Annotated in this window: 22 protein-coding genes and 1 riboswitch; of the genes, 14 read left to right on the forward strand and 8 right to left on the reverse strand. The window is 74.0% G+C overall.

Features of this window, described 5'->3' with window-relative positions:
* Positions 1 to 304 precede the first annotated feature (304 nt).
* The 4 genes from K7G60_RS00310 (at position 305) to K7G60_RS00325 (ending at position 5,716) form a co-directional block, all read left to right on the forward strand.
* Positions 305 to 844 (forward strand): carbonic anhydrase, encoded by a 540-nt coding sequence (locus tag K7G60_RS00310; protein WP_225798697.1) that lies wholly within the window; start codon positions 305 to 307, stop codon positions 842 to 844.
* A 110-nt stretch (positions 845 to 954) separates the two neighbouring features.
* Positions 955 to 1,974, forward strand: a complete 1,020-nt coding sequence (locus tag K7G60_RS00315) for a MoxR family ATPase (protein ID WP_225798698.1) — start codon at positions 955 to 957, stop codon at positions 1,972 to 1,974.
* A complete protein-coding gene (locus tag K7G60_RS00320; RefSeq protein WP_225798699.1) occupies positions 1,974 to 3,329 on the forward strand; it encodes a DUF58 domain-containing protein in 1,356 nt (451 codons plus the stop codon). The genes K7G60_RS00315 and K7G60_RS00320 overlap by 1 nt, the downstream gene beginning before the upstream one ends.
* Complete coding sequence (locus tag K7G60_RS00325) at positions 3,326 to 5,716, forward strand: DUF3488 and transglutaminase-like domain-containing protein (protein WP_225798700.1); 2,391 nt, start codon at positions 3,326 to 3,328, stop codon at positions 5,714 to 5,716. Before K7G60_RS00320 ends, K7G60_RS00325 begins: the two co-directional genes overlap by 4 nt.
* 461 nt (positions 5,717 to 6,177) lie before the next feature.
* Here the strand turns inward: K7G60_RS00325 and K7G60_RS00330 are convergent, their stop codons facing one another.
* The 3 genes from K7G60_RS00330 to K7G60_RS00340 all read right to left on the reverse strand — a co-directional run bounded on the left by K7G60_RS00330 (position 6,178) and on the right by K7G60_RS00340 (position 8,224).
* On the reverse strand, positions 6,178 to 6,582 hold the full coding sequence (locus K7G60_RS00330; protein WP_030693444.1) for a DUF3040 domain-containing protein: 405 nt from the start codon (positions 6,580 to 6,582) through the stop codon (positions 6,178 to 6,180).
* Positions 6,583 to 6,852: 270 nt separating this feature from the next.
* A complete protein-coding gene (locus K7G60_RS00335; RefSeq protein ID WP_225798701.1) occupies positions 6,853 to 7,641 on the reverse strand; it encodes a bifunctional 2-polyprenyl-6-hydroxyphenol methylase/3-demethylubiquinol 3-O-methyltransferase UbiG in 789 nt (262 codons plus the stop codon).
* A gap of 67 nt (positions 7,642 to 7,708) precedes the next feature.
* The gene (locus K7G60_RS00340) at positions 7,709 to 8,224 is read right to left on the reverse strand and encodes an SAV_6107 family HEPN domain-containing protein (RefSeq protein ID WP_225798702.1); all 516 of its coding nucleotides are present in this window, start codon (positions 8,222 to 8,224) and stop codon (positions 7,709 to 7,711) included.
* Positions 8,225 to 8,371: 147 nt separating this feature from the next.
* Here K7G60_RS00340 and K7G60_RS00345 point away from each other — a divergent pair, with 147 nt between their 5' ends.
* The 5 genes from K7G60_RS00345 (at position 8,372) to K7G60_RS00365 (ending at position 14,512) form a co-directional block, all read left to right on the forward strand.
* Positions 8,372 to 9,427 carry an ATP-binding cassette domain-containing protein gene (locus K7G60_RS00345; RefSeq protein ID WP_225798703.1) on the forward strand — a complete coding sequence of 352 codons (1,056 nt, stop codon included), beginning with the start codon at positions 8,372 to 8,374 and terminating at the stop codon, positions 9,425 to 9,427.
* A complete protein-coding gene (locus K7G60_RS00350; protein ID WP_225798704.1) occupies positions 9,399 to 11,498 on the forward strand; it encodes a YhgE/Pip family protein in 2,100 nt (699 codons plus the stop codon). The genes K7G60_RS00345 and K7G60_RS00350 overlap by 29 nt, the downstream gene beginning before the upstream one ends.
* 19 nt (positions 11,499 to 11,517) lie before the next feature.
* The gene (locus K7G60_RS00355; protein WP_225798705.1) at positions 11,518 to 12,126 is read left to right on the forward strand and encodes a TetR/AcrR family transcriptional regulator; all 609 of its coding nucleotides are present in this window, start codon (positions 11,518 to 11,520) and stop codon (positions 12,124 to 12,126) included.
* Between the two features lie 262 nt (positions 12,127 to 12,388).
* Entirely contained in the window at positions 12,389 to 13,036 is a 648-nt protein-coding gene (locus K7G60_RS00360; protein ID WP_225798706.1) for a DUF4126 domain-containing protein, read from the forward strand.
* Between the two features lie 66 nt (positions 13,037 to 13,102).
* A complete protein-coding gene (locus tag K7G60_RS00365; RefSeq protein WP_225798707.1) occupies positions 13,103 to 14,512 on the forward strand; it encodes an NAD(P)/FAD-dependent oxidoreductase in 1,410 nt (469 codons plus the stop codon).
* 59 nt (positions 14,513 to 14,571) lie between these two features.
* Here the strand turns inward: K7G60_RS00365 and K7G60_RS00370 are convergent, their stop codons facing one another.
* From K7G60_RS00370 to K7G60_RS00390, 5 genes are all read right to left on the reverse strand, one after another.
* Positions 14,572 to 15,426, reverse strand: a complete 855-nt coding sequence (locus tag K7G60_RS00370) for a hypothetical protein (RefSeq protein ID WP_225798708.1) — start codon at positions 15,424 to 15,426, stop codon at positions 14,572 to 14,574.
* A 54-nt stretch (positions 15,427 to 15,480) separates the two neighbouring features.
* Complete coding sequence (gene metF, locus K7G60_RS00375; protein ID WP_225798709.1) at positions 15,481 to 16,398, reverse strand: methylenetetrahydrofolate reductase [NAD(P)H]; 918 nt, start codon at positions 16,396 to 16,398, stop codon at positions 15,481 to 15,483.
* Between the two features lie 147 nt (positions 16,399 to 16,545).
* Complete coding sequence (thiE, locus tag K7G60_RS00380) at positions 16,546 to 17,199, reverse strand: thiamine phosphate synthase (RefSeq protein ID WP_225798710.1); 654 nt, start codon at positions 17,197 to 17,199, stop codon at positions 16,546 to 16,548.
* A 112-nt stretch (positions 17,200 to 17,311) separates the two neighbouring features.
* On the reverse strand, positions 17,312 to 17,677 hold the full coding sequence (locus K7G60_RS00385; protein WP_225798711.1) for an Rv2175c family DNA-binding protein: 366 nt from the start codon (positions 17,675 to 17,677) through the stop codon (positions 17,312 to 17,314).
* 43 nt (positions 17,678 to 17,720) lie between these two features.
* A complete protein-coding gene (locus K7G60_RS00390) occupies positions 17,721 to 18,893 on the reverse strand; it encodes an FAD-dependent oxidoreductase (protein WP_263985343.1) in 1,173 nt (390 codons plus the stop codon).
* 144 nt (positions 18,894 to 19,037) lie between these two features.
* Positions 19,038 to 19,151: riboswitch (TPP riboswitch) on the forward strand.
* Between K7G60_RS00390 and thiO the strand changes: the two genes are divergently transcribed.
* From thiO to K7G60_RS00415, 5 genes are all read left to right on the forward strand, one after another.
* On the forward strand, positions 19,149 to 20,303 hold the full coding sequence (thiO, locus tag K7G60_RS00395) for a glycine oxidase ThiO (protein ID WP_225798713.1): 1,155 nt from the start codon (positions 19,149 to 19,151) through the stop codon (positions 20,301 to 20,303). (Overlaps the previous riboswitch by 3 nt.)
* A complete protein-coding gene (thiS, locus tag K7G60_RS00400; RefSeq protein ID WP_225798714.1) occupies positions 20,300 to 20,512 on the forward strand; it encodes a sulfur carrier protein ThiS in 213 nt (70 codons plus the stop codon). The genes thiO and thiS overlap by 4 nt, the downstream gene beginning before the upstream one ends.
* 5 nt (positions 20,513 to 20,517) lie before the next feature.
* Positions 20,518 to 21,312 carry a thiazole synthase gene (locus tag K7G60_RS00405; protein WP_225798715.1) on the forward strand — a complete coding sequence of 265 codons (795 nt, stop codon included), beginning with the start codon at positions 20,518 to 20,520 and terminating at the stop codon, positions 21,310 to 21,312.
* 484 nt (positions 21,313 to 21,796) lie between these two features.
* The gene (gene pknB / locus K7G60_RS00410) at positions 21,797 to 23,698 is read left to right on the forward strand and encodes a Stk1 family PASTA domain-containing Ser/Thr kinase (protein WP_225798716.1); all 1,902 of its coding nucleotides are present in this window, start codon (positions 21,797 to 21,799) and stop codon (positions 23,696 to 23,698) included.
* Between the two features lie 6 nt (positions 23,699 to 23,704).
* Positions 23,705 to 24,565: a deoxyribonuclease IV gene (locus K7G60_RS00415; RefSeq protein WP_225798717.1), complete on the forward strand. Its 861-nt coding sequence runs from the start codon at positions 23,705 to 23,707 to the stop codon at positions 24,563 to 24,565.
* The last annotated feature ends 93 nt before the right edge of the window (positions 24,566 to 24,658 follow it).

Genomic DNA, 24,658 nt, shown 5'->3' on the forward strand with positions numbered 1-24,658 from the left:
GGAGGCACGTACCGCGGGCGGAGGCCGAGCCGGAGGTACCGCCGCACACACGGGGGAGAAACCGCGGGAAATCGCTCGTTGTCTCCGTGAACTCCGCGTCACTTTAGTCCACGGGACCCGCCGGTCAATCAACCGACTGGCGCGTCGCCCGGCACCGGCGACCTGTCCGGACATTCCGGACGGCTCACCCGTTCGGGGGCGGAGCCGCTCATGTCTGTGGCATAGCTCACAACAAGGCTCATTGAGGTTCTTTGTCCCCTCTCACAACAGGCCCGGAAAGCCTGTGACCATTAACGTCGGAACCATGTCGACCTCCACGCACCCCTCCGCCGACGCCATACGCACCGGCCCCACGGTCACCGACCGTCTCGTCGAGGCCAACGCCCGCTACGCGTCCGATTTCACCGACCCGGGAATGGACGCGCGGCCCGTACTGCGCGTCGCCGTCGTCGCCTGCATGGACGCCCGTCTCGACCTGCACGCGGCCCTCGGCCTCGAACTCGGCGACTGCCACACCATCCGCAACGCGGGCGGCGTGGTCACCGACGACGTGATCCGGTCGCTCACCATCAGCCAGCGCGCCCTCGGCACCCGCAGCGTGATGCTGGTGCACCACACGAACTGCGGTCTCGAATCGCTCACCGAGGACTTCCGGCACGAGCTGGAGGACGAGGTCGGCCAGCGCCCCGCCTGGGCGGTCGAGGCCTTCCGGGACGTCGACCAGGACGTCCGGCAGTCGATGCAGCGGGTGCGGACCTCCCCCTTCCTGCTGCACTCCGACGACGTCCGCGGATTCGTCTTCGACGTCACGACCGGTCTGCTGCGCGAGATCGACCCGGCGTAAACCGTCAAACCCCGGCATTTCCCTCCCACTTGTCCGCAGGCAAGTGACACGGCCCGGCCACGCCAACCAGAATGCCCGGACGACAGTTCCGAAAGGCCGAGGAGGGCCGGGTGACGACCTATGACGATCGAGCGAGCCTCGCTGATCTGACCACCACCGTGGAGAGAGTCCGCAGATCGGTGGAGAGCGTGATCGAGGGCAAGCCCGAGGTCGTACGGCTTTCGCTGACCGTGCTGCTCGCCGAGGGGCACCTCCTCATCGAGGATGTCCCCGGCGTCGGCAAGACCATGCTGGCCAAGACGCTGGCCCGGTCCATCGACTGCTCGGTGCGCCGCATCCAGTTCACCCCCGACCTGCTGCCCTCGGACGTCACCGGCGTGTCGATCTTCGACCAGCAGCGACGGGACTTCGAGTTCAAGCCGGGCGCGATCTTCGCCCAGATCGTGATCGGCGACGAGATCAACCGCGCCTCGCCGAAGACCCAGTCCGCGCTCCTGGAGTCCATGGAGGAGCGGCAGGTCACGGTCGACGGCCAGACGTACGAGCTGCCCAGCCCGTTCATGGTCGTCGCCACCCAGAACCCGGTCGAGATGGAGGGCACCTACCCGCTGCCCGAGGCCCAGCGCGACCGCTTCATGGCCCGGGTCTCCATCGGCTACCCGAGCGCCGAGGCCGAGCTCCAGATGCTCGACGTGCACGGCTCGGTCTCCCCGCTGGACGACCTCCAGCCGGTCGCCCACGCCCACGACATCCTCAAGCTGATCGACGCGGTGCGCGGGGTCCACGTCGCCGACTCCGTCCGCCGGTACGCGGTCGACATCGTCGCCGCCACCCGCACCCACCCCGACCTGCGGCTCGGCGCCTCCCCCCGGGCCACGCTCCACCTGCTGCGGGCCGCCAAGGCCTCCGCCGCGCTCAGCGGCCGGGACTACGTCCTGCCCGACGACCTGCAGGCCCTCGCCTCGCACGTCCTCGCCCACCGGCTGCTGCCGACGGCGCAGGCCCAGCTGAACCGCCGCACCGCCGAGCAGGTCGTCCAGGACATCCTGCAGCGCACCCCCGTCCCGACCGCGGCCCCGCCCTCCGGACCGCTCTACGGCCAGCAGCAGCCCGGCGCCCGGCGGCTGTGATGAGTGGCGCCACCGTGCCGGACGGACAGCGGGGCGACGAGGACGACCGGGGCGGGCTGCGGGCCGCCTTCGGCGGTCTCACCACCCGCGGCCGCTCCTTCCTCGCCGCCGGGGTGGCCGCCGCCGTCTGCGCGTACGTCCTCGGCCAGGCCGATCTGCTGCGCGTCGGGCTGCTGCTCTCCGCCCTGCCGCTGATCTGCGTCCTCGTGCTGCACCGGACCCGCTACCGGGTCGCCGCCTCCCGCCGGCTCACCCCCCAGCGGGTGGAGACCGCCACCGAGGCGCGGGTCCAGCTGCGGATGGAGAACGTCTCCAAGCTCCCCACCGGCCTCCTGATGCTCCAGGACCACGTGCCGTACATGCTGGGGCCCCGCCCCCGCTTCGTCCTCGACCGGGTCGAGGCCGGCGGGCGGCGCGAGGTGTCCTACCGGGTCCGCTCCGACCTGCGCGGCCGCTTCCCGCTGGGCCCCCTCCAGCTGCGGCTCAACGACCCCTTCGGGATGTGCGAGCTGACCCGCTCCTTCAGCGCGTACGACACCCTCACCGTCGTGCCCCGGACCGAGGCCCTCCCGCCGGTGAAGCTCTTCGGCGAGGCCTCGGGGTACGGGGACGGGCAGTCGCGCTCCCTGGCCCTCGCCGGCGACGACGACGTCATCCCGCGCACCTACCGCCACGGCGACGACCTGCGCCGGGTCCACTGGCGTTCCACCGCCCGCTACGGCGAGCTGATGGTCCGCCGCGAGGAGCTGCCCCAGCGGGCCCGCTGCACCGTCCTCCTCGACACCCGCCGGATCGCCTTCCAGGGCGCGGGCCCCGACTCCGCCTTCGAATGGGCGGTCTCCGGCACCGCCTCCGCGCTCGTCCACATGCTGGAGCGCGGCTACGCGGTCCGGCTGCTCACCGACACCGGCAGCGCGATCCCCGGCGAGGGCGCCGAGGGCTTCGCCGGCCCGGCGCAGGACTCGGCCGAGGCGGCCGGTCTGATGATGGACACCCTCGCGGTCGTCGACCACTCCGAGGGGGCCGGCCTCTCCCGCGCCTCCGACGTGCTGCGCGGCGGCGGCGACGGGCTGCTCATCGCCTTCCTCGGCGACCTCGACGAGGAACAGGCGGCCCTCGCCGCCCGGATGCGCGGGCGGGCCGGCGCGGCCGTCGCCTTCGTCCTGGACTCCGGCGCCTGGCTCACCGGCGGCGCGGTCGCCGGAGCGGTCGAGGACCGGGTGCGGCAGCTCCGGGAAGCTGGCTGGACTGCCCTCGCCGTGCCGCCCGGCGCCTCGCTCGCCGACCTGTGGCAGCAGGCTGCCGGACTCCGTCCGGAGACCGCCGCCGCCGACACCTACGGAGGATGGTCATGAGCGGCCTCACACGGCTGACGCTCGCTTCCTGGGGTGCCACCCTGATGGCGGCCGGGGCGCTGCTCCCCCTGGTGAAGCCGGCGACCTGGATCTTCACGGCGGCCTTCGTCCTCGCCCTGGTGAGCGGGGTGGGCATGCTGGCGCGGCGGGTGCCGCTGGCCCGGCCGCTGACCCTCCTCGCCCAGACCGTCACCGTGCTCCTCGCGCTGACCCTGTTCTTCGCCCGCGAGCAGGCCGTCCTCTGGCTCGTCCCCGGCCCCGAGGTCTTCGCGCACGGCGTCGAGCTGTTCCGGGCGGGCGCCGCGGACGTCGGCCGGTACGCGATCCCCGCGCCCGACACCGAGGGCATCCGGCTCATGCTGGTCGGCGGCGTCGTCGCGATCGGGCTCCTGGTGGACGCCCTCGCGGCCACCTTCCGCAAGGCGGCCCCGGCCGGTCTGCCGCTGCTCGCCCTGTACTCGGTGGCCGCCGGGCTCTCCGGCGGCGGCGCGGGCTGGCTCTGGTTCCTCCTCGCGGCCTCCGGCTATCTGCTGCTGCTCCTCGCCGAGGGCCGTGACCGGCTCTCCCAGTGGGGACGGGTCTTCGGCGGCGCCCAGCGCTCCGGACGCCCCGGCTCGACCGTCGCCGCCGGCGGCTCCGCCTTCGCCCCGGTCCGCACCGGCCGCCGGATCGGCGCCGTCGCCATGGGCGTCGCGCTGGTGGCGCCGCTCGCGCTGCCGGGCTTCTCCGGCGGTCTCTTCGGCGGCGACGGCGAGGGGGGCGGGGGCGCCGGCAAGGGCGGCACGATCTCCGCCGTGAACCCCCTGGTCTCCCTCCAGAACAACCTGCGCCAGCCGGAGGACCGGGAGGTCATCCGCTACCGGACCAACGCCCGCGACACCAGCGGCATGTACCTGCGGCTCGTCGCGCTCGACCAGTTCGACGGCACCTCGTGGAAGTCCTCGGTCCGCCCGATCGAGGACGTGCCCGAGCAGCTGCCCTGGCCGGAGGGCCTCTCCCAGAGCGTCAAGATCACCGAGGTGACCGGCAACTTCGTCGCCTCCGAGGCGTACGAGCAGAAGTGGCTGCCCATGCCGTACCCGGCCGGCCGGGTCGACATCGACGGCCGCTGGCGGTACGAGCCGGCCGGCCGGATGCTCGTCGGCGACGACAAGCAGACCACCAAGGGCGCCCGCTACCAGGTCGCCAGCCTGGACGTGCAGCCGACGGCCGAGCAGCTGGCCGGCTCCGGACCCGCCCCGGAGAAGCTGCGCCGCGAGTACACCAAGGTGCCCACGACGCTGCCCGCCGACGTGAGGGCGACGGCCCTGTCGGTCACCAAGGGCGCGCGCAACGACTACGAGAAGGCTGTGAAGCTGCAGGACTGGTTCGCCCGGGACGGCGGCTTCCGCTACGACGTCGACGTCGTGTCCGGCACCGGCGTGCAGGCGATCTCCCGCTTCCTGAAGGACAAGGAGGGCTTCTGCGTCCACTTCTCCTTCTCCATGGCGGCGATGGCCCGCTCGCTCGGCATCCCGGCCCGCGTGGCCGTGGGCTTCATGCCGGGCACGACCCAGACCGACGGATCGGTCTCCGTCGGCATCCGGGACGCGCACGCCTGGCCCGAGCTGTACTTCGAGGGCGCCGGCTGGACCCGGTTCGAGCCGACCCCCTCGCGGGGCTCCACCCCCTCGTACACCCGGGAGAGCACGCCCTCGGGCACGGCCACCGGGCCCGCCCGGCCGCAGCAGAGCGCCTCGGCGCAGCCGTCCGCCGCGCCCAGCGCCTCGGCGGGCTGCACCCCGCAGGAGCGGAAGCTCGGTGACTGCGGACCGGACGAGGCGGTGGCCGGCGCGTCCTCGGACGGCTCGGGCCCCGACCCCCTGACGGTGACGCTGCTGTCCCTCGCGGCCGTGCTCCTCCTCTCCGTCCCCTTCCTCCCGCTGCTCTGGCGGACCCGGGTACGGGCCCGGCGGCTCGGCTCGGACGCCCTCGCGGTCTGGGAGGAGATCAACGACACCGCCTGGGACTACGGCGTCGAGCCGGACGACTCGCTGACGCCGAGGAAGTCGGCGGCGCGGATGGTCCGCCTGGGCGAGCTGCGGGGCGAGTCCGCGGACGCGGTGCACCGGGTGGCGCGGGCGGTGGAGGAGGTGCTGTACGCGCCCCGGCCGCAGCCCGTCGCGGGCTTGGCCGCCGAGGCGGCGCGGGTCCGGGCCGGGTTCCACGCGGGCGCCGGCCGGCGCGGTCGGCTCCGCGTCCTTCTGGCGCCCCGCTCGGCCGCCCGGCTCCGCTGGACGGCCTCGGCCCGCTGGGCGTCCACGGCGGCCCGCTGGTCGGGGCGTGCGGAGGCCTTGAGGACGCGGGCGTGGGGTCTCCTCCGCCGGGGGCCACGCGAGGCGAACTGACGCTGCCGCTTCCTGAGCCCCTGCCCTTCCGGGGCGGGGGCCACCCCCACCGTTGTGGGCGGTCGTTCCGCCGGGGCAAGGGGGTCCCCCCTGCTCGAGCGGAGCCGAGAGCTCGGGGGAGGGTGGGCACAACGGAACGGCGCCCCTTGCCGGGCCCAGGCTCCCGCGCCCTGACCCGCACCGGACGTGCGCCGCCCCTTGCGGTGCGGGTCCAGGCGCGGAACGCGGAGGCGCCGCTGAAGGGCGCCGTCCCGTGTGCCCACCCGTCCCGCCCCAGCGGGACGACTGCCCACACGGGCGGAAGCGCGGCCCACACGGGCGGGGGCGGGGAACCGCCCAGGAGGGCGCGGCCCGCGCGGGGCGTGGGCTGGAATGGCGCGAGCCCCGCAGGGGAGGCGCCGGGGGCGCCGTTCCTGCGGGGCTCGGTCGGTTTCGGGGGCGGGGCTACCGCTCGGGCGCCGTCAGTGGCCGCCGCCCTGCTGCTCGTCGCGGCGGCGCTGCCACCGTTCCTCGATCCGGTTCATCATGGAGCGTCGCTGCCGGGTCTGACGGCCACCGGCCGCCATCCCGCCCCTGGCCCGCTGCTCACCCGGCTTCGGCGCCTTGCGCCATCCGGTGACCGCCAGGACCGCGCAGCCCAGCATGACGAGGAATCCCACCACGCTGATCCAGATCTGCTGTGCGACCATTCCGGCCATGAGGAGCGCGATACCCACCAGGAAGCCGGCGACTGCCTGGTAGACCCGTCGCCGGGTGTACGTACGCAGTCCGCTTCCCTCGAGCGCTGTCGCGAACTTGGGATCTTCGGCGTACAGCGCTCGCTCCATCTGCTCGAGCATTCGCTGCTCGTGCTCCGAGAGCGGCACGGAGTCCTCCTAGTCGTCGGTCGCGGGGGCGACCGGTTTGCGGCCCTTTCAGGATAGGCAGGGAATCGCCCCCGTGAAACCCGCCCTCAATGCCGAATAGCCAATCCGGGCCGCCATGCGGATCGGTTGCTGAGGCGTTGATTCCCCAGCCCCTTCCCCGTCATGCCGGATGGTGTCCCCCGATCATACGGGGCGGAGCCCTTCATCGGGCGGGCTGTGGCGTACTCCATGGAGCGCCGGGCTCGGGCCGCCGGACGAGTGGGGTCCCGCTCAGGTCCGCTTCTCGCCGAGAAGGTGCAGCTGGGTGGCGATGGCCTGGAAGGAGGGCAGCTCCGCGGCGGCCGCCTCCAGCTTGAGCAGGGCCTCCGCGGCGCCGGGCTCGGTGTCGACGAGGGCGCCGGGGACCAGGTCGGCGAAGACCCGGACGCCGTGCACGGCACCGACCGTGAGTCCGGCCCCGTCGGCGAGCCCGGTGAGCTGCTCGGCGGTGAAGCGCCGGGGCACGGGGTCGCCGGCGCCCCAGCGGCCCGCGGGGTCGTCGAGCGCGTGCCGGGCCTCGGTGAAGTGGCCGGCGAGGGCGCGGGCCAGGACGGCGCCGCCGACCCCGGCGGCGAGCAGGCTGAGGCTGCCGGCGGGGCGGAGCGCCGCGGCGGCGTTCCGCACGCCCTCGGCGGGGTCGTCGACGTACTCCAGGACGCCGTGGCAGAGCACGGTGTCGTACTCCTCGCGCCCGACCACGTCGAAGAGGCCGCGGATGTCGCCCTGGACGCCGGTGACGAGGTCGGCGACGCCGGCCTCGGCGGCCCGGCGCCCCAGCGCGAAGAGCGCGTTGGGGCTGGGGTCGACGACGGTGACCCGGTGGCCGAGGCGGGCCACCGGCACCGCGAAGTTCCCGGAGCCGCCGCCCGTGTCGAGGACGTCGAGGCTGTCCTTCCCGGTCGCCTCGACCCGGCGGTCCAGGGCGTCTTTGAGGACGTCCCAGACGACGGCGGTACGCAGGGAGGCGCGCGACGGACGCGACGACGCCTCTCGACCGAAGACAGGGGAAGGGTCCGGCACGGCTGTTGACTCCTCGGTGACGGGTACGGACGCTCCCCACCCTATGGCCTCGCCCCCGCCTTTCGGATCATCCTCCGGTCTCGTCGGTCCCGGGCCCGCGGGGCTGCACGGGCCGGAGGGCGAGCAGGCGCTCGACCAGGCGCAGGAAGTGCGCGGCGTCCCTGAGCAGGTCGTCGGCCTCGCGCGGGGTGGCCGCGCTGCTGATGCCGGCCTCGGCGCGGGCCCGGCGCTGGGCGCCGGCGGCGAAGAGGGCGCTCCATTCGGTCAGCTCGGGCGCCAGCTCGGCGAGGAGCTCCCAGGCGCTCCGTATCCGCTGCCGGCGGAGGCCGGTCTCGGGCCTGCCCCGGGCGGCGAGCACGGCGGCCGCGGCGCGCAGGGCGGCGAGGTGGGCGGTGGCGTACCGCTCGTGGGGGCGGTCGAGGGCGGCGGCCTCGGCGAGTCCGGCGCGGGACTTGGCGAGGAGGTCGAGGGCGGCGGGCGGGGCGGCGGAGCGGCGCGGGACGGGGTGGATGTCGGATGCGGGCCCCGTCTCCGCGGGGATGGGACGGCGGCGGGGCGTGGCTGCTGCGGAAGGACCGGCCATGTCGAGCCTCCTGTCGTCGCGTGACGGCGCTGTGGCCGTATGTGTTCATCGTGCCGTGCCCCACTGACAATCGCGCTGACCTGGGGTTTTGCCTGAACCCCAACTCGGGGGTAACTTTTGAACTGACTGGTCAGTTCAAAAACGGGAATGGGGGGTGAGTCCGTGGGCACGGAAACCGAGGAGCAGCCGCACGGCGCCGCCGTCGTCGCGGACGGCTTCGGACTGAAGGGGCCGCGCGGCTGGGCCTTCCGGCGGGTCTCCTTCCGTGCCGGGCCCGGCACGCTGGTGGCCATCGAGGGCCCTTCGGGCTCCGGGCGCACCTGTCTGCTGCTCGCGCTCACCGGCCGGATGAAGGCCGGGGAGGGCCGTGCCGAGGTCGGCGGCCTCCCCCTGCCCCGCAAGATGGCCGCCGTGCGCCGGATCAGCGCGCTCGGCCAGGTCCCGGGCGTCAGCGAGCTCGACCCCGCCTTCACGGTCGCCGAGCACCTGCGCGAGCGGGTCCTGCTCCAGCGCCGCTACGACGGTTCCGTGCGGGCGCTCCTGCGCCGCCCCGCCGAGCGGGCCGCGACGGCCCGGGCCCGGATCGAGGAGGCCGTGACGGCCGCGGGCCTGGACCTCGACGCCCTGCCGAAGGGCGAGCGGACCTCCGTACGGGACCTGGAGCGGCTCGAGGCGCTGCGGCTCTCGATCGCCCTCGCCCTGATCGGCCGTCCCCGGCTGCTCGCCGTGGACGACACGGACCTGAAGCTCTCGGACGCCGACCGCGCCGAGGCCTGGGCGCTGCTGCGCTCCCTGGCCGCCGCCGGGACGACGGTCCTCGCCGTCTGCAGCGAGGCCCCCGAGGACGCCCTGCGCATCACGACGCTCTCCGCCGAGACCGCCCCGGACGCCTCCGGGACCCCGGCCGACGCCGCGGCGACCGGCACCACGGAGCCGGGCACCCCGAAGCCCACCGTCACGAAGCCGGACACCACGAAGGCCTCCGCCGCGAAGGCCGCCGCCACGAAGCCCGGCACCACGAAGGCCTCCGCCGCGAAGGCCGCCGCCGAGAGCCGCGCCGACGACCGCGCCGCGGCGGACACCACCCCCGGCGGCACCACCGCCGACCGGGCCGCCGTCGGGGAGACGGCGACCGACGACACCACCGACGCCACGACCGAGGAGGGGGCGGCCGATGCGCTCGCCGAAACTGGCCGCGCTTGAGCTGAAGCGCTTCGGCAGGGGAAAGCTGCCGCGCGCCGCGCTCGTCGCGATCCTGCTGCTGCCCCTGCTGTACGGCGCCCTGTACCTGTACTCGTTCTGGGACCCGTACAGCAGGCTCGACAGGATCCCCGTCGCCCTCGTCAACGAGGACCGGGGCGCCACCGCGGGCGGCAAGGAGATCAACGCCGGTGACGACATCACCGAGGGGCTCCTGGAGAGCGAGACCTTCGAGTGGCACCGGGTGAGCGACGCCGAGGCGCGCAAGGGCGTGGAGGACGGGACGTACTACCTGTCCCTGACCATGCCCGGCGACTTCAGCACCCGCATCGCCTCCAGCTCCGGCGACTCCCCCGAGACCGGCGCGCTCCGGGTGCGGACGAACGACGCGAACAACTACATCGTCGGCCAGATCTCCCGGACGGTCTTCTCCGAGGTGCGCACCGCGGCCTCCACGAAGTCCTCGCGCACCTTCCTCGACAAGATCTTCATCTCCTTCTCCGACATCCACGACGCCACCGCGAAGGCCGCCAAGGGCGCGGCCGACCTCAAGCAGGGCGTGGACAAGGCGAAGAAGGGGTCCAAGAGGCTCTCGGACGGCCTCACGGACGCCAAGGCCGGCAGCGGCGACCTGGCCGCCGGCATGAAGAAGCTCGACAAGGGCGCCAAGGACCTGGAGAGCGGCTCCCGCAAGGTCGCGAACGGCACGCAGACCCTCGCCGACAAGGTGAACGGCACCGCCGACAAGGTCCGCCCGTACCTGGCGAACAACGGCAAGTCGATCCGCGACACCGCCCGGCTCGTCTCCGACTCCGCCGCGGCCGCCCAGAACAACCTGGACGACCTGGTCAGGCGGGCGCCCCTGGTCCGCGCCGCCGCCCACAGGGCGGACGACGACCTCGCCAAACTCCACCGCGAGCTGTGCGTGAACGCCCCCGTCACCGTCCCCGCCCCCGACCCCAAGGTCTGCGAGACGCTCGAGAAGGCCTCGGTCTCCGCCGACGACGTCGCCACCATCGCCGACGACGTGCACGAGCTCACCAAGGACGACGCCGACGACCTGAAGACCCTGGACGCCCGCCTCACCAAGCTCAGGAAGCAGGCCGACGAGCTGGCCGCCCGCGCCCCGCACCTCGACGAGGACGTCGAGGACGCCATCCGGAAGATCAACGAGCTCAACGCGGGCGCGCAGAAGGTCGCGAAGGGCGCGGACCGGCTGCACACCGGCATCACCGAGGCGAAGGCCGGTTCGGTCAGCCTCGACACCGGCGTCGGCAAGCTCAAGAAGGGCGCGGGCGCCCTCGACGGCGGCCTGTTCAAGCTGGCCGACGGCTCGGGCACCCTCGCCACCGGCCTGCAGGACGGGGTCGGCCAGATCCCCGACTACGACAAGCAGGACCGCGACCGGCGCACGGAGGTCATGGCCGACCCGGTCAAGCTGGCCTCGCAGTCCCTGCACAAGGCGCCGAACTACGGCACGGGTTTCGCCCCGTACTTCATCCCGCTCTCCCTCTGGGTCGGCGCGATGGTCGCCTACATGATCATCCAGCCGCTGAACCGGCGTGCCCTCGCCGCGGGGGGCTCCGCCTGGCGGATAGCGCTGGCGGGCTGGCTCCCGGTGGCCGCGATCGGCGTCCTCCAGGTCGCGGCCCTGATGTCGGTCCTGCACTGGGGCCTCGGCCTCCAGATGACCCGGGCCGCCGGCACGATCGGCTTCCTCGCCCTCGTCACCTGCTGCTTCGCCGCGATCATCCAGTGGCTCAACGCCCGCTTCGGCGCGGCGGGCCGGATCCTGGTGCTCGCGTTCCTGATGCTCCAGCTGACCTCGGCGGGCGGCACGTACCCGGTCCAGACGAGCCCTGCCTTCTTCAACGCCGTCCACCCGTTCCTGCCGATGAGCCACGTGGTGGAGGCGCTGCGCCGGCTGATCACCGGTGGCGGGATCGGACCGGTCTGGGAGGCCTGCGCGGTCCTGGCGGCCTTCACCGTGGGCGCCCTGGCCCTGACCGCCGTCTCGGCGCGCCGGAAGCAGGTGTGGACGCTCGACCGGCTCCACCCCGAACTGTCGCTCTGAACCTGTGAGAATCGACGCCATGGACAGCAGCAGCACCCGACGCCGGGCCACGCGCACGAAGCTCTACGAGGCGGCCGTCACCCTCATCGCGGAGCAGGGCTTCTCCGCGACGACGGTGGACGAGATCGCCGAGCGGGCCGGTGTGGCCAAGGGCACGGTCTACTACAACTTCAAGAGCAAGACCGAGCTCTTCGAGGAGCTGCTGCGCCACGGCGTGTCGCTGCTCACCGCCTCCCTGCGCTCGGCGGCCGAGGAGACCGCCGAGCGCGGCGGGAGCCGGGTCGACGCGCTGGACGCGATGATCCGCGCGGGCCTCGTCTTCATCGACCGCTACCCGGCCTTCACCCAGCTGTACGTGGCCGAGCTCTGGCGCACCAACCGGGCCTGGAACTCCACGCTCCTGGTGGTGCGCCAGGAGGCAGTGGCCGTGGTCGAGGGGGTGCTGCGCGAGGGGGTCGCGGCCGGTGAGCTGAGCGAGGAGATCGACGTCCAGCTGACCGCGGCGGCGCTGGTCGGGATGGTGCTGGTGGCGGCGCTCGACTGGCAGGCCTTCCAGAGCGAGCGCTCGCTCGACGACGTGCACGCGGCGCTCTCCCGCCTGCTGCACGGCCGCGTCGGCGGCCGCTGACGCGGTCGCCACGCGCGCGTGGTCACGAAAAGGCCGGTGCGGTGAGGCTCGATCCCCCCGAGCCTCGCCGCACCGGCCTTCCTTTCGCACCCCCCGTGCCGGCAGGTGCGCGGCCCCGTTCCGCAGCCCCGTGCCGGCGGTACCGGAGCCGCGCCCCTTCCGTGGGCTCCACTCTCTCCTCCGGGCGCCATCCGCCCCATCCGCACGCCTACTCATCTCGACCCCTAGGTACGGGTACTCAGTCCTGGTTACGATCGCGGGCGTGTCCGTACTCCCCCTGGTGTTCACCAGCGGCTGGGCGAGCGGGATCAACGCGTACGCGGTGATCCTGCTGTTCGGCGTCTTCGGCGCGACCGGGCTGACCGACGAGGTGCCCGCGTCCTTGCAGCGCACCGATGTCCTCGTCGCGGCGGGCGTGCTGTTCCTGTGCGAGGCGGTGGCGGACAAGATTCCGTACGTCGACTCGATGTGGGACTCCGTCCACACGGTGATCCGGCCGATCGCGGGCGCCGTGGTCGGCGCCCTGCTCGCCGGGCAGAACGGTTCGCTGCCGGAGCTGGCGGCAGGCGCGGTCGGCGGTTCGACCGCCTTGCTCAGTCACTTCGTCAAGGCCGGGACGAGGATGGCGGTCAACTCCTCGCCGGAGCCGTTCTCGAACATCGTGCTGAGCCTGGCGGAGGACCTCGGGGTGGCCGCGATCGTCACCTTCGCGATCTTCCATCCGGTGGCGGCGTCGGTCATCGCGGCCGTCCTGCTCCTGTCGGGCCTGGCGGTACTGGTCTTCCTGGCCCGGCGGATCCGCCGCTTCTGGCTCCGCCGGTCACAGCGGCGGGAGGAGAAACGGCTCGCGGCCCTGGGGGCGCGGCCACGACCACAGGGGCCGCCGGACGACGGGTCCGACCACTTCTGACCCCGGCCGACGGGGCCCGTGGCCTGCCCTCCGCCGGTGCCGGAGGTGCCGGATAGGCTCGTCCGCATGGCACGGATTGTGGTGATCGGCGCGGGACTCGGCGCCATGGCGGCGGCGGCCCGGCTGGCGGTCGCCGGACACACGGTGACGGTGTACGAGAAGACGTCGGCGTACGGCGGCGCGGTCGGCCGCTTCGAGCGCGACGGCTTCGCCTTCGACACCGGCCCCGGGCTGCTGCACCTGCCCGCCGTCTACCGGGACCTGTTCGTGAAGACCGGCAGGGAGCCGCTCGAGGAGTGCGTCTCCCTGACGCAGGTCGATCCGGCGGCCCGTCACGTCTTCGCCGACGGCACCCGCGTCGACCTGCCGAACGCCTCCCGGGCCGGCACGGTCGCCGCCCTGGACGCGGCGCTCGGCGCGGGCACCGGCGAGCGCTGGGGCGACTTCCTGACGCGGGCCCGCGAGGCCTGGGACCGGACCCGGCGGCCGCTCCTGGAGGAGCCGCAGCCGGCCGACCCGGCGCCGCTCGCGCGCGAGCCGTACCCGGCCCTGAAGGCGGGCCTGCTGCGGCGTCCGACGACGACGCTCGCCCAGGTCGGGGCGCGGGAGCTGCGCGACCCGCGGCTCGCGGCCCTCCTCGACGCGTACGCGTGGTCGTACGGCTTCGACCCGGCGACCGCCCCGGCCTCGGCCGCCGTCCTGCCGTACATGGAGCAGACCTTCGGCAGCTGGTACGTGGGCGGGGGCCTGCGGGCACTCGCCGACGCGGTGTACGAGCGGTGCCGGAAGCGGCGCGTGGAGTTCGTGTTCGACACACTGGTCGAGGCCGTCGTGGAGAAGGACGGCCGGGCGGCCGGCGTCCGGTTGGCGGACGGCGAGACCGTCGAGGCCGACCACGTGGTGTCCGGGGCCCCGGTGCCGGCGCTCCACCACGGCGAGGAACCGCCGCGCCACCAGGTGAACGGCACGGGCCGGGTGACGGTCTGTCTGGCCCTGCGCGGCCCCCGGGAGGCGGACGCGGTCCATCGGACCGTCGTGCACGCGGAGGGCGGGCGGCCGACCGTGACCGTCCTGCGGCCGGACGACCCGGCGCTGCGCCCGGACGGCGAGCACGAGTCGGTGACGGTCACCGCGACCGTGCGCACCTCCCCCGGCCAGGACTGGGAGGCCTTCGCCGACCGGATGGCCGAGGCGGCCGGGCGGGCGGTCCCGGACCTCGCCGGGCGGCTCCTCTGGCGGCACGTCCGCACCCCGGAGGACGTCCGGCGGGACACGGGCGCCGCCGAGGTGCCGGGGCCCGCGCTCGCCGGAGCGGGGGGCCGGCTCCTGCCGGCCGCCAACCGCTCCCCGCTGCCGGGCCTGTACTTCGCGGGCGGCTGGTCGCACCCCGGGGGCGGGCTCGCCCACGCGGGCTTGTCGGGCGCGCTGGTGGCCGGGCTCATCGTGGAGGGCGCGGACTTCCGCGGCTCCCAGTAGGGGCCGCGGGGGTCCGGGTCCAGTGGCGGTACCGCTGCCGAGGCCGCGGAGGTCCGGTTTCAGTAGCGGTACTGCTGCTGGTCGTCCGGGTGCGGCTGCTCGTAGCCGTACGGGGCCTGCGGCGGCTGCGGGGTCTGGTCGGTGTCGCGCTGCTGCGGGACCCAGACGCCGCCCGGCGGGGTGTCGTAGGTGTACGAGGGCGCGTAGGGGTCGGCGTAGTACGGGGTGTACTGCTGGCTGTCCGTGCCCGGTCCGATGTACGGGTCGGAGTACGCGGCGTACTGCTGCTGCCCGGCGGCGCCGTAGTCGTAGGCCGGCTGCTGCTCGTAGGAGGGCTGCTCGTAGGAGGGCTGCTCGTAGGAGGGCTGTCCGTACGAGGCCTGCTCGTACCCGGACGCGTAGGAGTCGTGCCCCGTGCCGTAGCCGGTGCCGGCGGCCTGGGCCGTGGCGTCGTAGACCCCGTACTGGCCGGTGTCCTCGGGCATCGGCTGCGGCTCGTAGACCGCCGTCGTCTCGGCGGCGGTCTCGGGATGCGGGACGTGACCGGGCCCGGCCTCCGTGCCGTACGCGGTGTCCACCGTGTCGTACGAGAGCTCGGTGACCTCCAGGGTGGGTCCGGCCTCGGCCGGCGCGGCCTTGCGGCGGCGGCTCGCGCCCGGGTTGCCGCCGATCGCCCAGCCGGTGGAGAAGCCGCGGCGGAAGGAGAGCGTCACATAGGTCTGGCCGACGGCGAAGGCCACGGCCCCGGCGATGATGACGAGGACCGAGGGCAGCAGGACGCCCAGGACGACGCAGAGGAAGCCGCCGAAGGCGAGCAGGCGCCAGCGCAGCCGTGCCTTGTACTGGAGGAGCACCTCCCCCAGCAGCCACAGCGCGACCACGCCGAACGCGATGTAGAGGACCGTCCACCCCATGCCCCGCCGCCCCTCTCCACGGTCACCGCCGCGGGTCGGGGCGGGTACGACCGGTCACGACTGCTGGTGCAGTCCGAGATTCTCGTAGATCTCGAGCGTCGCGGTGGAGCTGTTGAGCGTGATGAAGTGCAGTCCGGGGACACCCTCGGAGAGCAGACGCGCGCAGAACTCCGTCGCGAACTCGATACCGATGGAGCGTACAGCGGCGGGATCGTCCTTGACGGCGAGGATGCGGTCTTTCACGTCGGCGGGGAAGACGGCGTTGCTCAGCTGGGGCAGCCGGTCGAGCGTCTTCACGTTCACGACGGGCATGACCTCGGGGATGATCGGGGTCTCGCAGCCCGCCTTCACCACGCTGTCGCGCAGTCGCAGGTAGTTCTCCGGGTCGAAGAACATCTGGGTGATGGCGTAGTCGGCGCCCGCGCGGCACTTGTCCACGAAGTGCCGGATGTCCGTGTCCCAGTCGGTGGACCGGGGGTGCATCTCCGGGAAGGCGGCGACGCCGACGCAGAAGTCTCCCGACTCCTTGATCAGCCGGACGAGGTCGGCGGCGTACTTGACGCCCTCCGGATGCTCCACCCACTCGCCCAGCGGGTCGCCCGCCGGGTCGCCGCGCAGGGCGAGCATGTTGCGGATGCCCGCGTCGGCGTACTGGCCGAGGACGTTGCGCAGTTCGGCGACCGAGTGGTCGACGGCCGTGAGGTGGGCGACGGGGGTGAGCGTGGTGTCGGAGGCGATCTTCTGGGTGGCCTTGACGGTGCCGCCGCGGGTGGAGCCGCCGGCGCCGTAGGTCACGGAGACGAAGCTGGGGCCGACCGCCTCGACCCGGCGCATGGCGTTCCAGAGGACCTGCTCGCCCTTCTCGGTCCGGGGCGCGTAGAACTCGAAGGAGTACGACGTGTCACCGGAGGCGAGGATCTCGCGGACCGTGCGCGCACGGTCCGACCGGACGGAAGCGGTACCAAGGGCCATACGGGCAGGTTAGACGCGGTCCAGGGAACCGCGTAAACACCGTCCGAGTGTTGGACATCTTTTTGGACACCTTTTCGGCCAGTCGCCGGGTGCGTGCCGGGAACCCCGGCGGCCCCGCCTCCACCTGGCGCCCCACGGGCGCGCCCCTCAGGCTCCGGCGCGCTCGCGGACGCGCTTGGCGAGGGCGGCCGTCGCGGCGGCCGGGTCGGCGGCCTCGGTGATGGCGCGGACGACGACGATCCGGCGGGCGCCCGCGTCCAGGACCTCGTCGAGGTTGGTCTCGTCGATGCCGCCGATGGCGAACCAGGGCCGGTCCTGGGCCAGCTCCGCCGCGTACCGCACGAGGCCGAGCCCCGGCGCGTACCGTCCGGGCTTGGTGGGGGTGGGCCAGCAGGGGCCCGTGCAGAAGTAGTCCACGCCCGGCTCGGCGGCGGCCGCGGCCACCTCGGCCTCGGCGTGGCAGGAGCGGCCGATCAGCACCCCGTCGCCGAGGATCGCGCGGGCCGCGGGCACGGGCAGGTCGCCCTGGCCGAGGTGGAGGACGTCGGAGCCGATGGCGTGGGCGACGTCGGCCCGGTCGTTCACCGCGAGGAGCCTGCCGTGCCGGCGGGCGGCGTCGGCGAAGACGGCGAGGTGCTCCAGCTCCTCACCGGCCTCCATGCCCTTGTCGCGGAGCTGCACGATGTCCACGCCGGAGGAGAGCACGGCGTCGAGGAAGTCCGGCAGGTCGCCCTGGCGCTTCCGGGCGTCGGTGCACAGGTAGAGCCGGGCGTCGGCGAGCCGCTCACGAGGCGTGGACATGGGTGGGTTCCCCCGTTCGTGCGCCGGCGTCGCGGCGCCCGGCCCGTGGGGGCCGGGCGCCGCGACACCGGCGGGTGGTGTCTGTGCGTACGGTACGTCCGACGCGGGTGCGTCAGATGGCGAGCGCCTGGGCGCGGCGCTTCACCTCCGTGCCGCGGTTCTCGTTGAGCGCCTGCGCGGGCGTGCCCGGCAGGCTCTCGTCCGGAGTGAAGAGCCACTCCAGCATTTCCTCGTTGGTGAAGCCGTCGTCCCGCAGCACGGTCAGGAGCCCGACGAGACCCTTGACGATCTTGTCGCCCTGGATGAAGGCGGCCGGAACCTGCAGGGCGTTGTTCTCGCCGCGACGCACGGCGATGAGCTGGCCTTCCTTGATCAGCTGCCGCACGCGCACCACGTCGACATCGAGCATCTCCGCGATGTCGGGCACGTAGAGCCAGGCGGGGACGAGCGCATCGATCTTTACGTCAATCTCGGTCACAGGACAAGCCTGCCATCCCGGACTGACAGCCGGTAGTCGGGCCCTACCGGGCTGCCGCCTTCAGGGGGACGGACGGGTCCGCGGCGCGCTCGGGATCGACGGGCACGGCGGCCTCGATGAGCTTGCGGCCCTGGGCCAGGTCGCGCGGACGGCCGACCGCGAGGAGGGCCACCGGCACCCCGGCGCGCAGCCAGAGCACCGACCAGGCCTCGTCGGTCGGGTCGCCGCGCCACAGCAGCTCGTCGGCGTCCGCGTGGTGTCCCGCGTACTGGACGAAGCGGCCGAACTGCTCGGACCAGAAGTACGGCACCGGGTCGTACGGCACGTCGGCGGCGCCGGTGATCGCCGCGGCGACCGCGCGGGGCCCCTGGAGCGCGTTGTCCCAGTGGTGGACGAGGAGGCGCTCCCCGTAGCGGGCGGAGGGGAAGGAGGCGCAGTCGCCGACGGCGTACACGTCGGGCAGGGAGGTGCGCAGCCGGTCGTCCGCGGTGACGGCGCCGCCCGGGTCGAGGGCGATGCCGGAGCCGGCGAGCCAGCTCGTGGCGGGGCGGGCGCCGATGCCGACGACGACGGCGTCGGCGGGCAGTTCCCGGCCGTCGGCGAGGACGACGCGGCCGGGCGCACCGGGCTCGACGGTGTCCACGCGCGCGTGGGTGAGGAGTTCGGCGCCGTTCGCCCCGTACCACTCGGCCATGGGGGCGGTGACCTCGGCGGGCAGCGCTCCCGCGAGGGGGCGGTCGGCGGCCTCGACGACGGTGACGGCACAGCCCGCCTCGCGCGCGGCGGTGGCGAACTCGGCGCCGATCCAGCCGGCGCCGACGACCACGACGGAGTGGCGGCGCTCCAGGACGGGGCCCAGGCGCACGGCGTCGTCGAGGGTGCGCAGCAGGTGGACCCCGGGGACGCCCTCGGTGCCGGGCAGGGTGAGGGGGTGGGCTCCGGTGGCGACGACCAGGACGTCGTACGCGACGGGTCCGGCCTCGGTGTCGATCTCGTGGTCGGCGGCGCGCAGTCCGGTGACGTCCAGACCGAGGCGGAGCTCGATGCCGAGGTCCTCGAAGTCGATCTCGAAGGCGGAGTCCTCGGCCTTGCCGAGGAGGATCGCCTTGGAGAGCGGCGGCCGGTCGTAGGGCTGGTGGGGTTCGGCCCCGATGAGGGTCAGGGGGCCGGCGAAGCCCTGCTCGCGCAGGGCGACGGCGGTCTGGACGCCCGCCATTCCGGCGCCGACGATCACGACGTGCTGCTGGGCCTGCTTCTGCTCGCTCACCCGACCACCTTACGCATCTGACGAAGCGTCAGGAAGGGAGGGGCGAGGGAGGGGTCTGTGGCCCCCCGGCGGCGCGGGCTAGTCTGGCGGGCGTAAAGCACTCGCGGGAGCCCGGACGCACCGGGCTGAGAGGGAGGCTGGGACGGCCTCCGACCGTACGAACCTGATCCGGGTCATGCCGGCGAAGGGAGGGGCTGGACGCCCATGCGTTCTTCCGATGTCCTCGTGGTCGGGGGCGGCATCATCGGCCTGGTCACGGCCTGGCGGGCCGCGCAGCGCGGACTGCGCACCGCCGTCGTCGACCCGGACCCGGGCGGCGGGGCCGCACGGGTCGCGGCCGGCATGCTCGCCGCCGTCACCGAACTCCACTACGGCGAGGAGACCCTGCTCGGGCTCAACCTCGCCTCCGCAGCGCGCTACCCCGCGTTCGTCGCCGAACTGGAGGACGCCGCCGGCCACGACGTCGGCTACCGCGCCTGCGGCACGCTCGCCGTCGCCCTCGACGCCGACGACCGGGCCCATCTGCGCGAACTGCACGCCCTGCAGACCCGCTGCGGACTCGTCTCCGAATGGCTCAGCGGCCGCGAGTGCCGCCGCCTCGAACCGATGCTGGCGCCCGGCGTCCGGGGCGGGCTGCGGGTCGACGGCGACCACCAGGTCGACCCGCGCCGACTGGCCACCGCGCTCCTGCGCGCCTGCGAACGGGCCGGGGTCGTCTTCCACCGGGCCCTCGCGGAGCGGCTCGCGGTCGTGCGGGACCGGGCACGCGGCGCCGTGCTCACCGGCGGCGAGGAGCTGACGGCCGACCAGGTCGTCCTCGCCGCGGGCAGCCTCAGCGGGCGGCTCGCGGGCGTGCCCGAGGAGGTGCTGCCACCGGTCCGCCCGGTCAAGGGCCAGGTCCTCCGGCTGCGGGTGCCGCCCGCGTACGCCCCCTTCCTCTCCCGCACCGTCCGGGCCGTCGTCCGCGGCAGCCACGTCTACCTGGTGCCCCGCGAGAACGGCGAGCTCGTCGTCGGCGCCACCAGCGAGGAGCTCGGCTGGGACACCACGGTGACGGCGGGCGGGGTGTACGAGCTGCTGCGCGACGCCCACGAGCTCGTCCCGGGCCTCACCGAGCTGCCGCTCACCGAGACGCGTGCGGGCCTGCGCCCGGGCTCCCCGGACAACGCCCCCCTCCTCGGGCCGAGCGCCCTGCCGGGCCTGCACCTGGCCACCGGCCACTACCGCAACGGGGTGCTGCTCACCCCCGTCACCGGCGACGTCATGGCCGAGGTCCTCACCACCGGCGCCCTGCCCGACGAGGCACGCCCCTTCACCCCCCGCCGTTTCTCCCCCGTACGACAGGAGCAGCCCGCATGACCGTGTCCGTGACCGTGTCCGTGAACGGAGAGGCGCGCGAGCTCTCCGGCCCCGTCTCCCTGGACGCCCTCGTGGCGAGCCTGACCACGGCCCGCTCCGGAGTCGCCGCGGCGCTCAACGAGACGGTCGTGCCGCGCGGCGAATGGGCCACCACGCTGCTCGGCGAGGGCGACCGGGTCGAGGTCCTCACCGCGGTGCAGGGAGGCTGACCGGAATGTCCGACGACGTCTTCACCCTCGGCGGTACGGAGTTCTCCTCCCGCCTCATCATGGGCACCGGCGGCGCCCCCAGCCTCGACGTCCTGGAGCGCTCCCTCGTCGCCAGCGGTACGGAACTGACGACGGTCGCCATGCGGCGCCTCGACCCGACGGTCCAGGGCTCGGTCCTGTCCGTCCTCACCCGCCTCGGCATCCAGGTCCTGCCGAACACGGCGGGCTGCTACACGGCGGGCGAGGCCGTCCTCACCGCCCGCCTGGCCCGGGAGGCGCTCGGCACGAACTGGATCAAGCTGGAGGTCGTCGCCGACGAGCGCACCCTCCTGCCGGACGGCGAGGAGCTCCTGGCGGCGGCCGAGACCCTGGTCGACGACGGCTTCGTGGTCCTCCCCTACACCAACGACGACCCCGTCCTGGCCCGGAAGCTGGAGGACGTGGGCTGCGCGGCGATCATGCCGCTCGGCTCCCCCATCGGCTCCGGGCTCGGCATCCGCAACCCGCACAACTTCCAGCTGATCGTGGAACGGGCCGGAGTCCCGGTCGTCCTCGACGCCGGCGCGGGAACGGCCTCGGACGCGGCGCTCGCGATGGAGCTGGGGTGCGCGGCGGTCATGCTGGCGTCGGCGGTGACGCGGGCGCAGGAGCCGGTGCTCATGGCCGCGGCGATGCGGCACGCGGTCTCGGCGGGGCGGCTGGCGTTCCGGGCGGGACGGATTCCCCGCCGGCACTTCGCCTCCGCGTCCTCCCCGACGACGGGCCAGGCCCACCTGGACCCCGAACGCCCCGCGTTCTGACCCCCGCCCCGAACAGCCGCCCCGCCGACGGTTCCCACCCCCGTCGTGGGCGGTCGTTCCGCCGGGGCGGTGCCCCGCCACCCCCGTCGTGGGCGGTCGTTCCGCCGGGGCAAGGGGGTCCCCCCTGCTCGAGCGGAGCCGAGAGCTTGGGGGAGGGTGCGCACAACGGACGGCGCCCTTGCCGGGCCCAGGCTTCCGCGCCCTGACCCGCACCCCGTGCACAGCTCACTTGTGGTGCGGGTCCAGACGCGGAACGCGGAGGCCCCGTTGAAGGGCGCCGTCCCGTGTGCCCACCCGTCCCGCCCCAGCGGGACGACTGCCCACACGGGACGGGGGCGGGGGCACCGCCCCGCCGGGTGCGGGCTCCACGTGGGGGTGCCGGTCGCCAGGCCCAGGTCCCGGCGGCGCCCCGCTCGTCACAGCTGCGCTGCAGTCCCGCCCCGACCGCACGAGCCCCCCGCCCCCGGCTCGTAGACTCGTCGCCGTGGACACGACCCTTCAGGACCCCCTCGTCGGGCGGCTGCTCGACGGCCGCTACCGCGTCGACGCGCGCATCGCCGTCGGCGGGATGGCCACCGTCTACCGGGCCGTCGACACCCGCCTCGACCGCGTCCTCGCGCTCAAGGTGATGCACCCGGCCCTCGCCGCCGACGCCGCCTTCGTCGAGCGGTTCATCCGCGAGGCGAAGTCCGTGGCCCGGCTCGCGCACCCCAACGTCGTCGGGGTCTTCGACCAGGGCGCCGAGGGCGCGTACGTCTATCTGGCGATGGAGTACGTCGCCGGCTGCACCCTCCGCGACGTCCTGCGCGAGCGCGGCGCCCTCACGCCCCGTGCCGCCCTCGACATCCTGGAGCCGGTGCTCGCCGCGCTGGGTGCCGCGCACCGGGCGGGGTTCGTGCACCGGGACATGAAGCCGGAGAACGTCCTGATAGGGGACGACGGCCGGGTGAAGGTCGCCGACTTCGGTCTCGTACGGGCCGTGGGCTCGGCGACGGCCACGACCGGCGCGGTCCTCGGCACGGTCTCGTACCTGGCGCCGGAGCAGATCGAGCACGGCACCGCCGACACCCGCGCCGACGTGTACGCCTGCGGCGTCGTCCTCTACGAGATGCTGACCGGCGTCAAGCCGCACTCCGGCGACACCCCCGCCCAGGTGCTCTACCAGCACCTGAACACCGACGTGCCCGCCCCCTCGGCCGCCGTCCCCGGGCTCGCCCCGGAGCTGGACGAGCTGGTCGCGGCGGCCACCGCCCGCGATCCCGAGGTCCGTCCGCACGACGCCGTCGCCCTGCTCGCCCTGCTCCGGGAGGCCCGTGCCGGACTCGGCGACGAGCAGCTGGACGCGGTGCCTCCGTCGGCGCGGTCCGGGGGCCGGGACACCGCCGAGGACCGGACGAGCGTGATCGCCCGGCCCGTACCGGCGGCGGCCGACGCCCGGCAGATGGAGCGCACCGGCCGGCTGCCCGCCCCGGAGGCGCCTCCCGTCGCCCGCCGGCGGCCCCCGCGCGGCCCGCTCCTCGTCGTCGTCGCCGTCCTGCTCGCCCTCGGCCTGGGCACCGGCGTCTGGTACATCGGTTCCGGCCAGTTCACCCGGGTCCCCGCCGTCCTCGGCCAGTCCGAGGCCGCCGCGACGAAGCGCGTCACCGACGCCGGTCTCGAGGTGGGCAGCACGAAGCGCGCCTTCAGCGACGTGTACGAGCGCGGGACCGTCATGGCCGTCGACCCGGCTCCCGGCGAGCGCGTCCGGGGCAACGGCACGGTCGTCCTCACGCTCTCCCGCGGCCCGGAGGTCGTGAAGGTGCCGAACCTCAAGGGCAGGCCGCTCGCGGAGGCCAAGCGCCTCCTGGAGCAGGAGGGCCTGGCCCCCGGGGTGATCACCAAGGAGTTCAGCGACTCCGTCGCGCAGGGCTCCGTGATCGGCTCCGATCCCGAGCCCGGCACCGAGCGCAGCCCCGACTCCGCCGTCGCCCTGGTGGTCAGCAAGGGTTCCCCGATCGACGTGCCCGACGTCAGCGGCGAGACCGTCGCCGACGCCACGGCCGTCCTCCAGGAGGAGGGGCTCACCGTCCGGGTCGCCCCCGAGCGGATCGACTCCCCCGAGGAGGCCGGCACCGTGGCGGCCCAGTCCCTCGCCGGGGGCAGCCGGGCCGCAGAGGGCGACGTCATCACCCTCACGGTCTCCAAGGGACCGAAGCTGGTCGAGGTCCCGGACGTGACGGACGAGTCGACTGCGGACGCGCGCGCCGCCCTGGAGGACGCGGGCTTCGAGGTGGAGGTCAAGAAGTCCTTCCCCTACCTCGGCGACACGGTCGCGAGCCAGTCCGTGAAGGGCGGCGGGACCGCGCCCGAGGGCTCCACCATCACCATCACGATCAAGGGACTCTAGAGACTCATGCGCAACCCCGTCGGCGGCCACGTCCCCGTGGCCGGTGGCCTCGCCACGGTCGGCCTCGGCTACGCCCGTGAGCTCGGCGCCGAGACCGTGCAGGTCTTCGTCGCCAATCCGCGCGGCTGGGCGACCCCGGTCGGCAATCCGGCCCAGGACGAGCGTTTCCGGGCCGAGTGCGAGGCCGGGTCGATCTCGGCGTGGGTGCACGCCCCTTACCTGATCAACTTCGGGTCCCACACCGAGGCCACGGTGGAGAAGTCGGTGGAGTCGCTGCGGCACTCGCTGCGCCGGGGCAGGGAGATCGGCGCCAAGGGCGTGGTGGTGCACACCGGCTCGGCGACCGGCGGCCGGCCGCGCGAGGTGGCCCTCGCCCAGGTGCGGGAGCGGATGCTGCCGCTCCTCGACGAGCTGACGCACGAGGACGATCCGGACCTCCTCCTGGAGTCGACGGCGGGCCAGGGCTTCTCGCTCTGCTCGCGGACCTGGGACTTCGGCCCGTACTTCGACGCGCTCGACCACCACCCGAAGCTGGGCGTCTGCCTCGACACCTGTCACATCTTCGCGGCCGGTCACGACCTGGCGGGCCCGCACGGGGCGGCGCAGACGCTGGACCTGCTGGTGGACACGGTCGGCGAGGGGCGGCTGAAGCTGATCCACGCCAACGACTCGAAGGACGTCGTGGGCGCGCACAAGGACCGGCACGCGAACATCGGGGCGGGTCACATCGGCGAGGACGCCTTCGGGAAACTCCTGCGCCACCCGGCCACCGAGAACGTCCCGCTGATCATCGAGACCCCGGGCGGCAAGGAAGGACACGTCGCCGACATCGAGCTCCTGAAGAAGCTCCGCGAGCGCCGGGATTGATCACATCCGGTTGAGGAATACCCTAGGGGGGTATACGGTTCCAGCGAGGGCAGGAACCGTATACGAGGTTGGGGGCACCTCTCATGCAGCACG

It is taken from the genome of Streptomyces sp. NK15101 (genome assembly GCF_020400725.1).
Classification (GTDB): Bacteria; Actinomycetota; Actinomycetes; order Streptomycetales; family Streptomycetaceae; genus Streptomyces.

Coding starts and splice junctions, on each gene's coding strand:
- K7G60_RS00310 (WP_225798697.1), top strand. CDS start 305: ATGTCGACCTCCACGCACCCCTCCGCCGACGCCATACGCACCGGCCCC.
- K7G60_RS00320 (WP_225798699.1), top strand. CDS start 1,974: ATGAGTGGCGCCACCGTGCCGGACGGACAGCGGGGCGACGAGGACGAC.
- K7G60_RS00325 (WP_225798700.1), top strand. CDS start 3,326: ATGAGCGGCCTCACACGGCTGACGCTCGCTTCCTGGGGTGCCACCCTG.
- K7G60_RS00340 (WP_225798702.1), bottom strand. CDS start 8,224: ATGGCCGGTCCTTCCGCAGCAGCCACGCCCCGCCGCCGTCCCATCCCC.
- K7G60_RS00345 (WP_225798703.1), top strand. CDS start 8,372: ATGGGGGGTGAGTCCGTGGGCACGGAAACCGAGGAGCAGCCGCACGGC.
- K7G60_RS00350 (WP_225798704.1), top strand. CDS start 9,399: ATGCGCTCGCCGAAACTGGCCGCGCTTGAGCTGAAGCGCTTCGGCAGG.
- K7G60_RS00355 (WP_225798705.1), top strand. CDS start 11,518: ATGGACAGCAGCAGCACCCGACGCCGGGCCACGCGCACGAAGCTCTAC.
- K7G60_RS00365 (WP_225798707.1), top strand. CDS start 13,103: ATGGCACGGATTGTGGTGATCGGCGCGGGACTCGGCGCCATGGCGGCG.
- K7G60_RS00370 (WP_225798708.1), bottom strand. CDS start 15,426: ATGGGGTGGACGGTCCTCTACATCGCGTTCGGCGTGGTCGCGCTGTGG.
- metF (WP_225798709.1), bottom strand. CDS start 16,398: ATGGCCCTTGGTACCGCTTCCGTCCGGTCGGACCGTGCGCGCACGGTC.
- thiE (WP_225798710.1), bottom strand. CDS start 17,199: ATGTCCACGCCTCGTGAGCGGCTCGCCGACGCCCGGCTCTACCTGTGC.
- K7G60_RS00390 (WP_263985343.1), bottom strand. CDS start 18,893: ATGGCGGGCGTCCAGACCGCCGTCGCCCTGCGCGAGCAGGGCTTCGCC.
- thiO (WP_225798713.1), top strand. CDS start 19,149: ATGCGTTCTTCCGATGTCCTCGTGGTCGGGGGCGGCATCATCGGCCTG.
- thiS (WP_225798714.1), top strand. CDS start 20,300: ATGACCGTGTCCGTGACCGTGTCCGTGAACGGAGAGGCGCGCGAGCTC.
- K7G60_RS00405 (WP_225798715.1), top strand. CDS start 20,518: ATGTCCGACGACGTCTTCACCCTCGGCGGTACGGAGTTCTCCTCCCGC.
- K7G60_RS00415 (WP_225798717.1), top strand. CDS start 23,705: ATGCGCAACCCCGTCGGCGGCCACGTCCCCGTGGCCGGTGGCCTCGCC.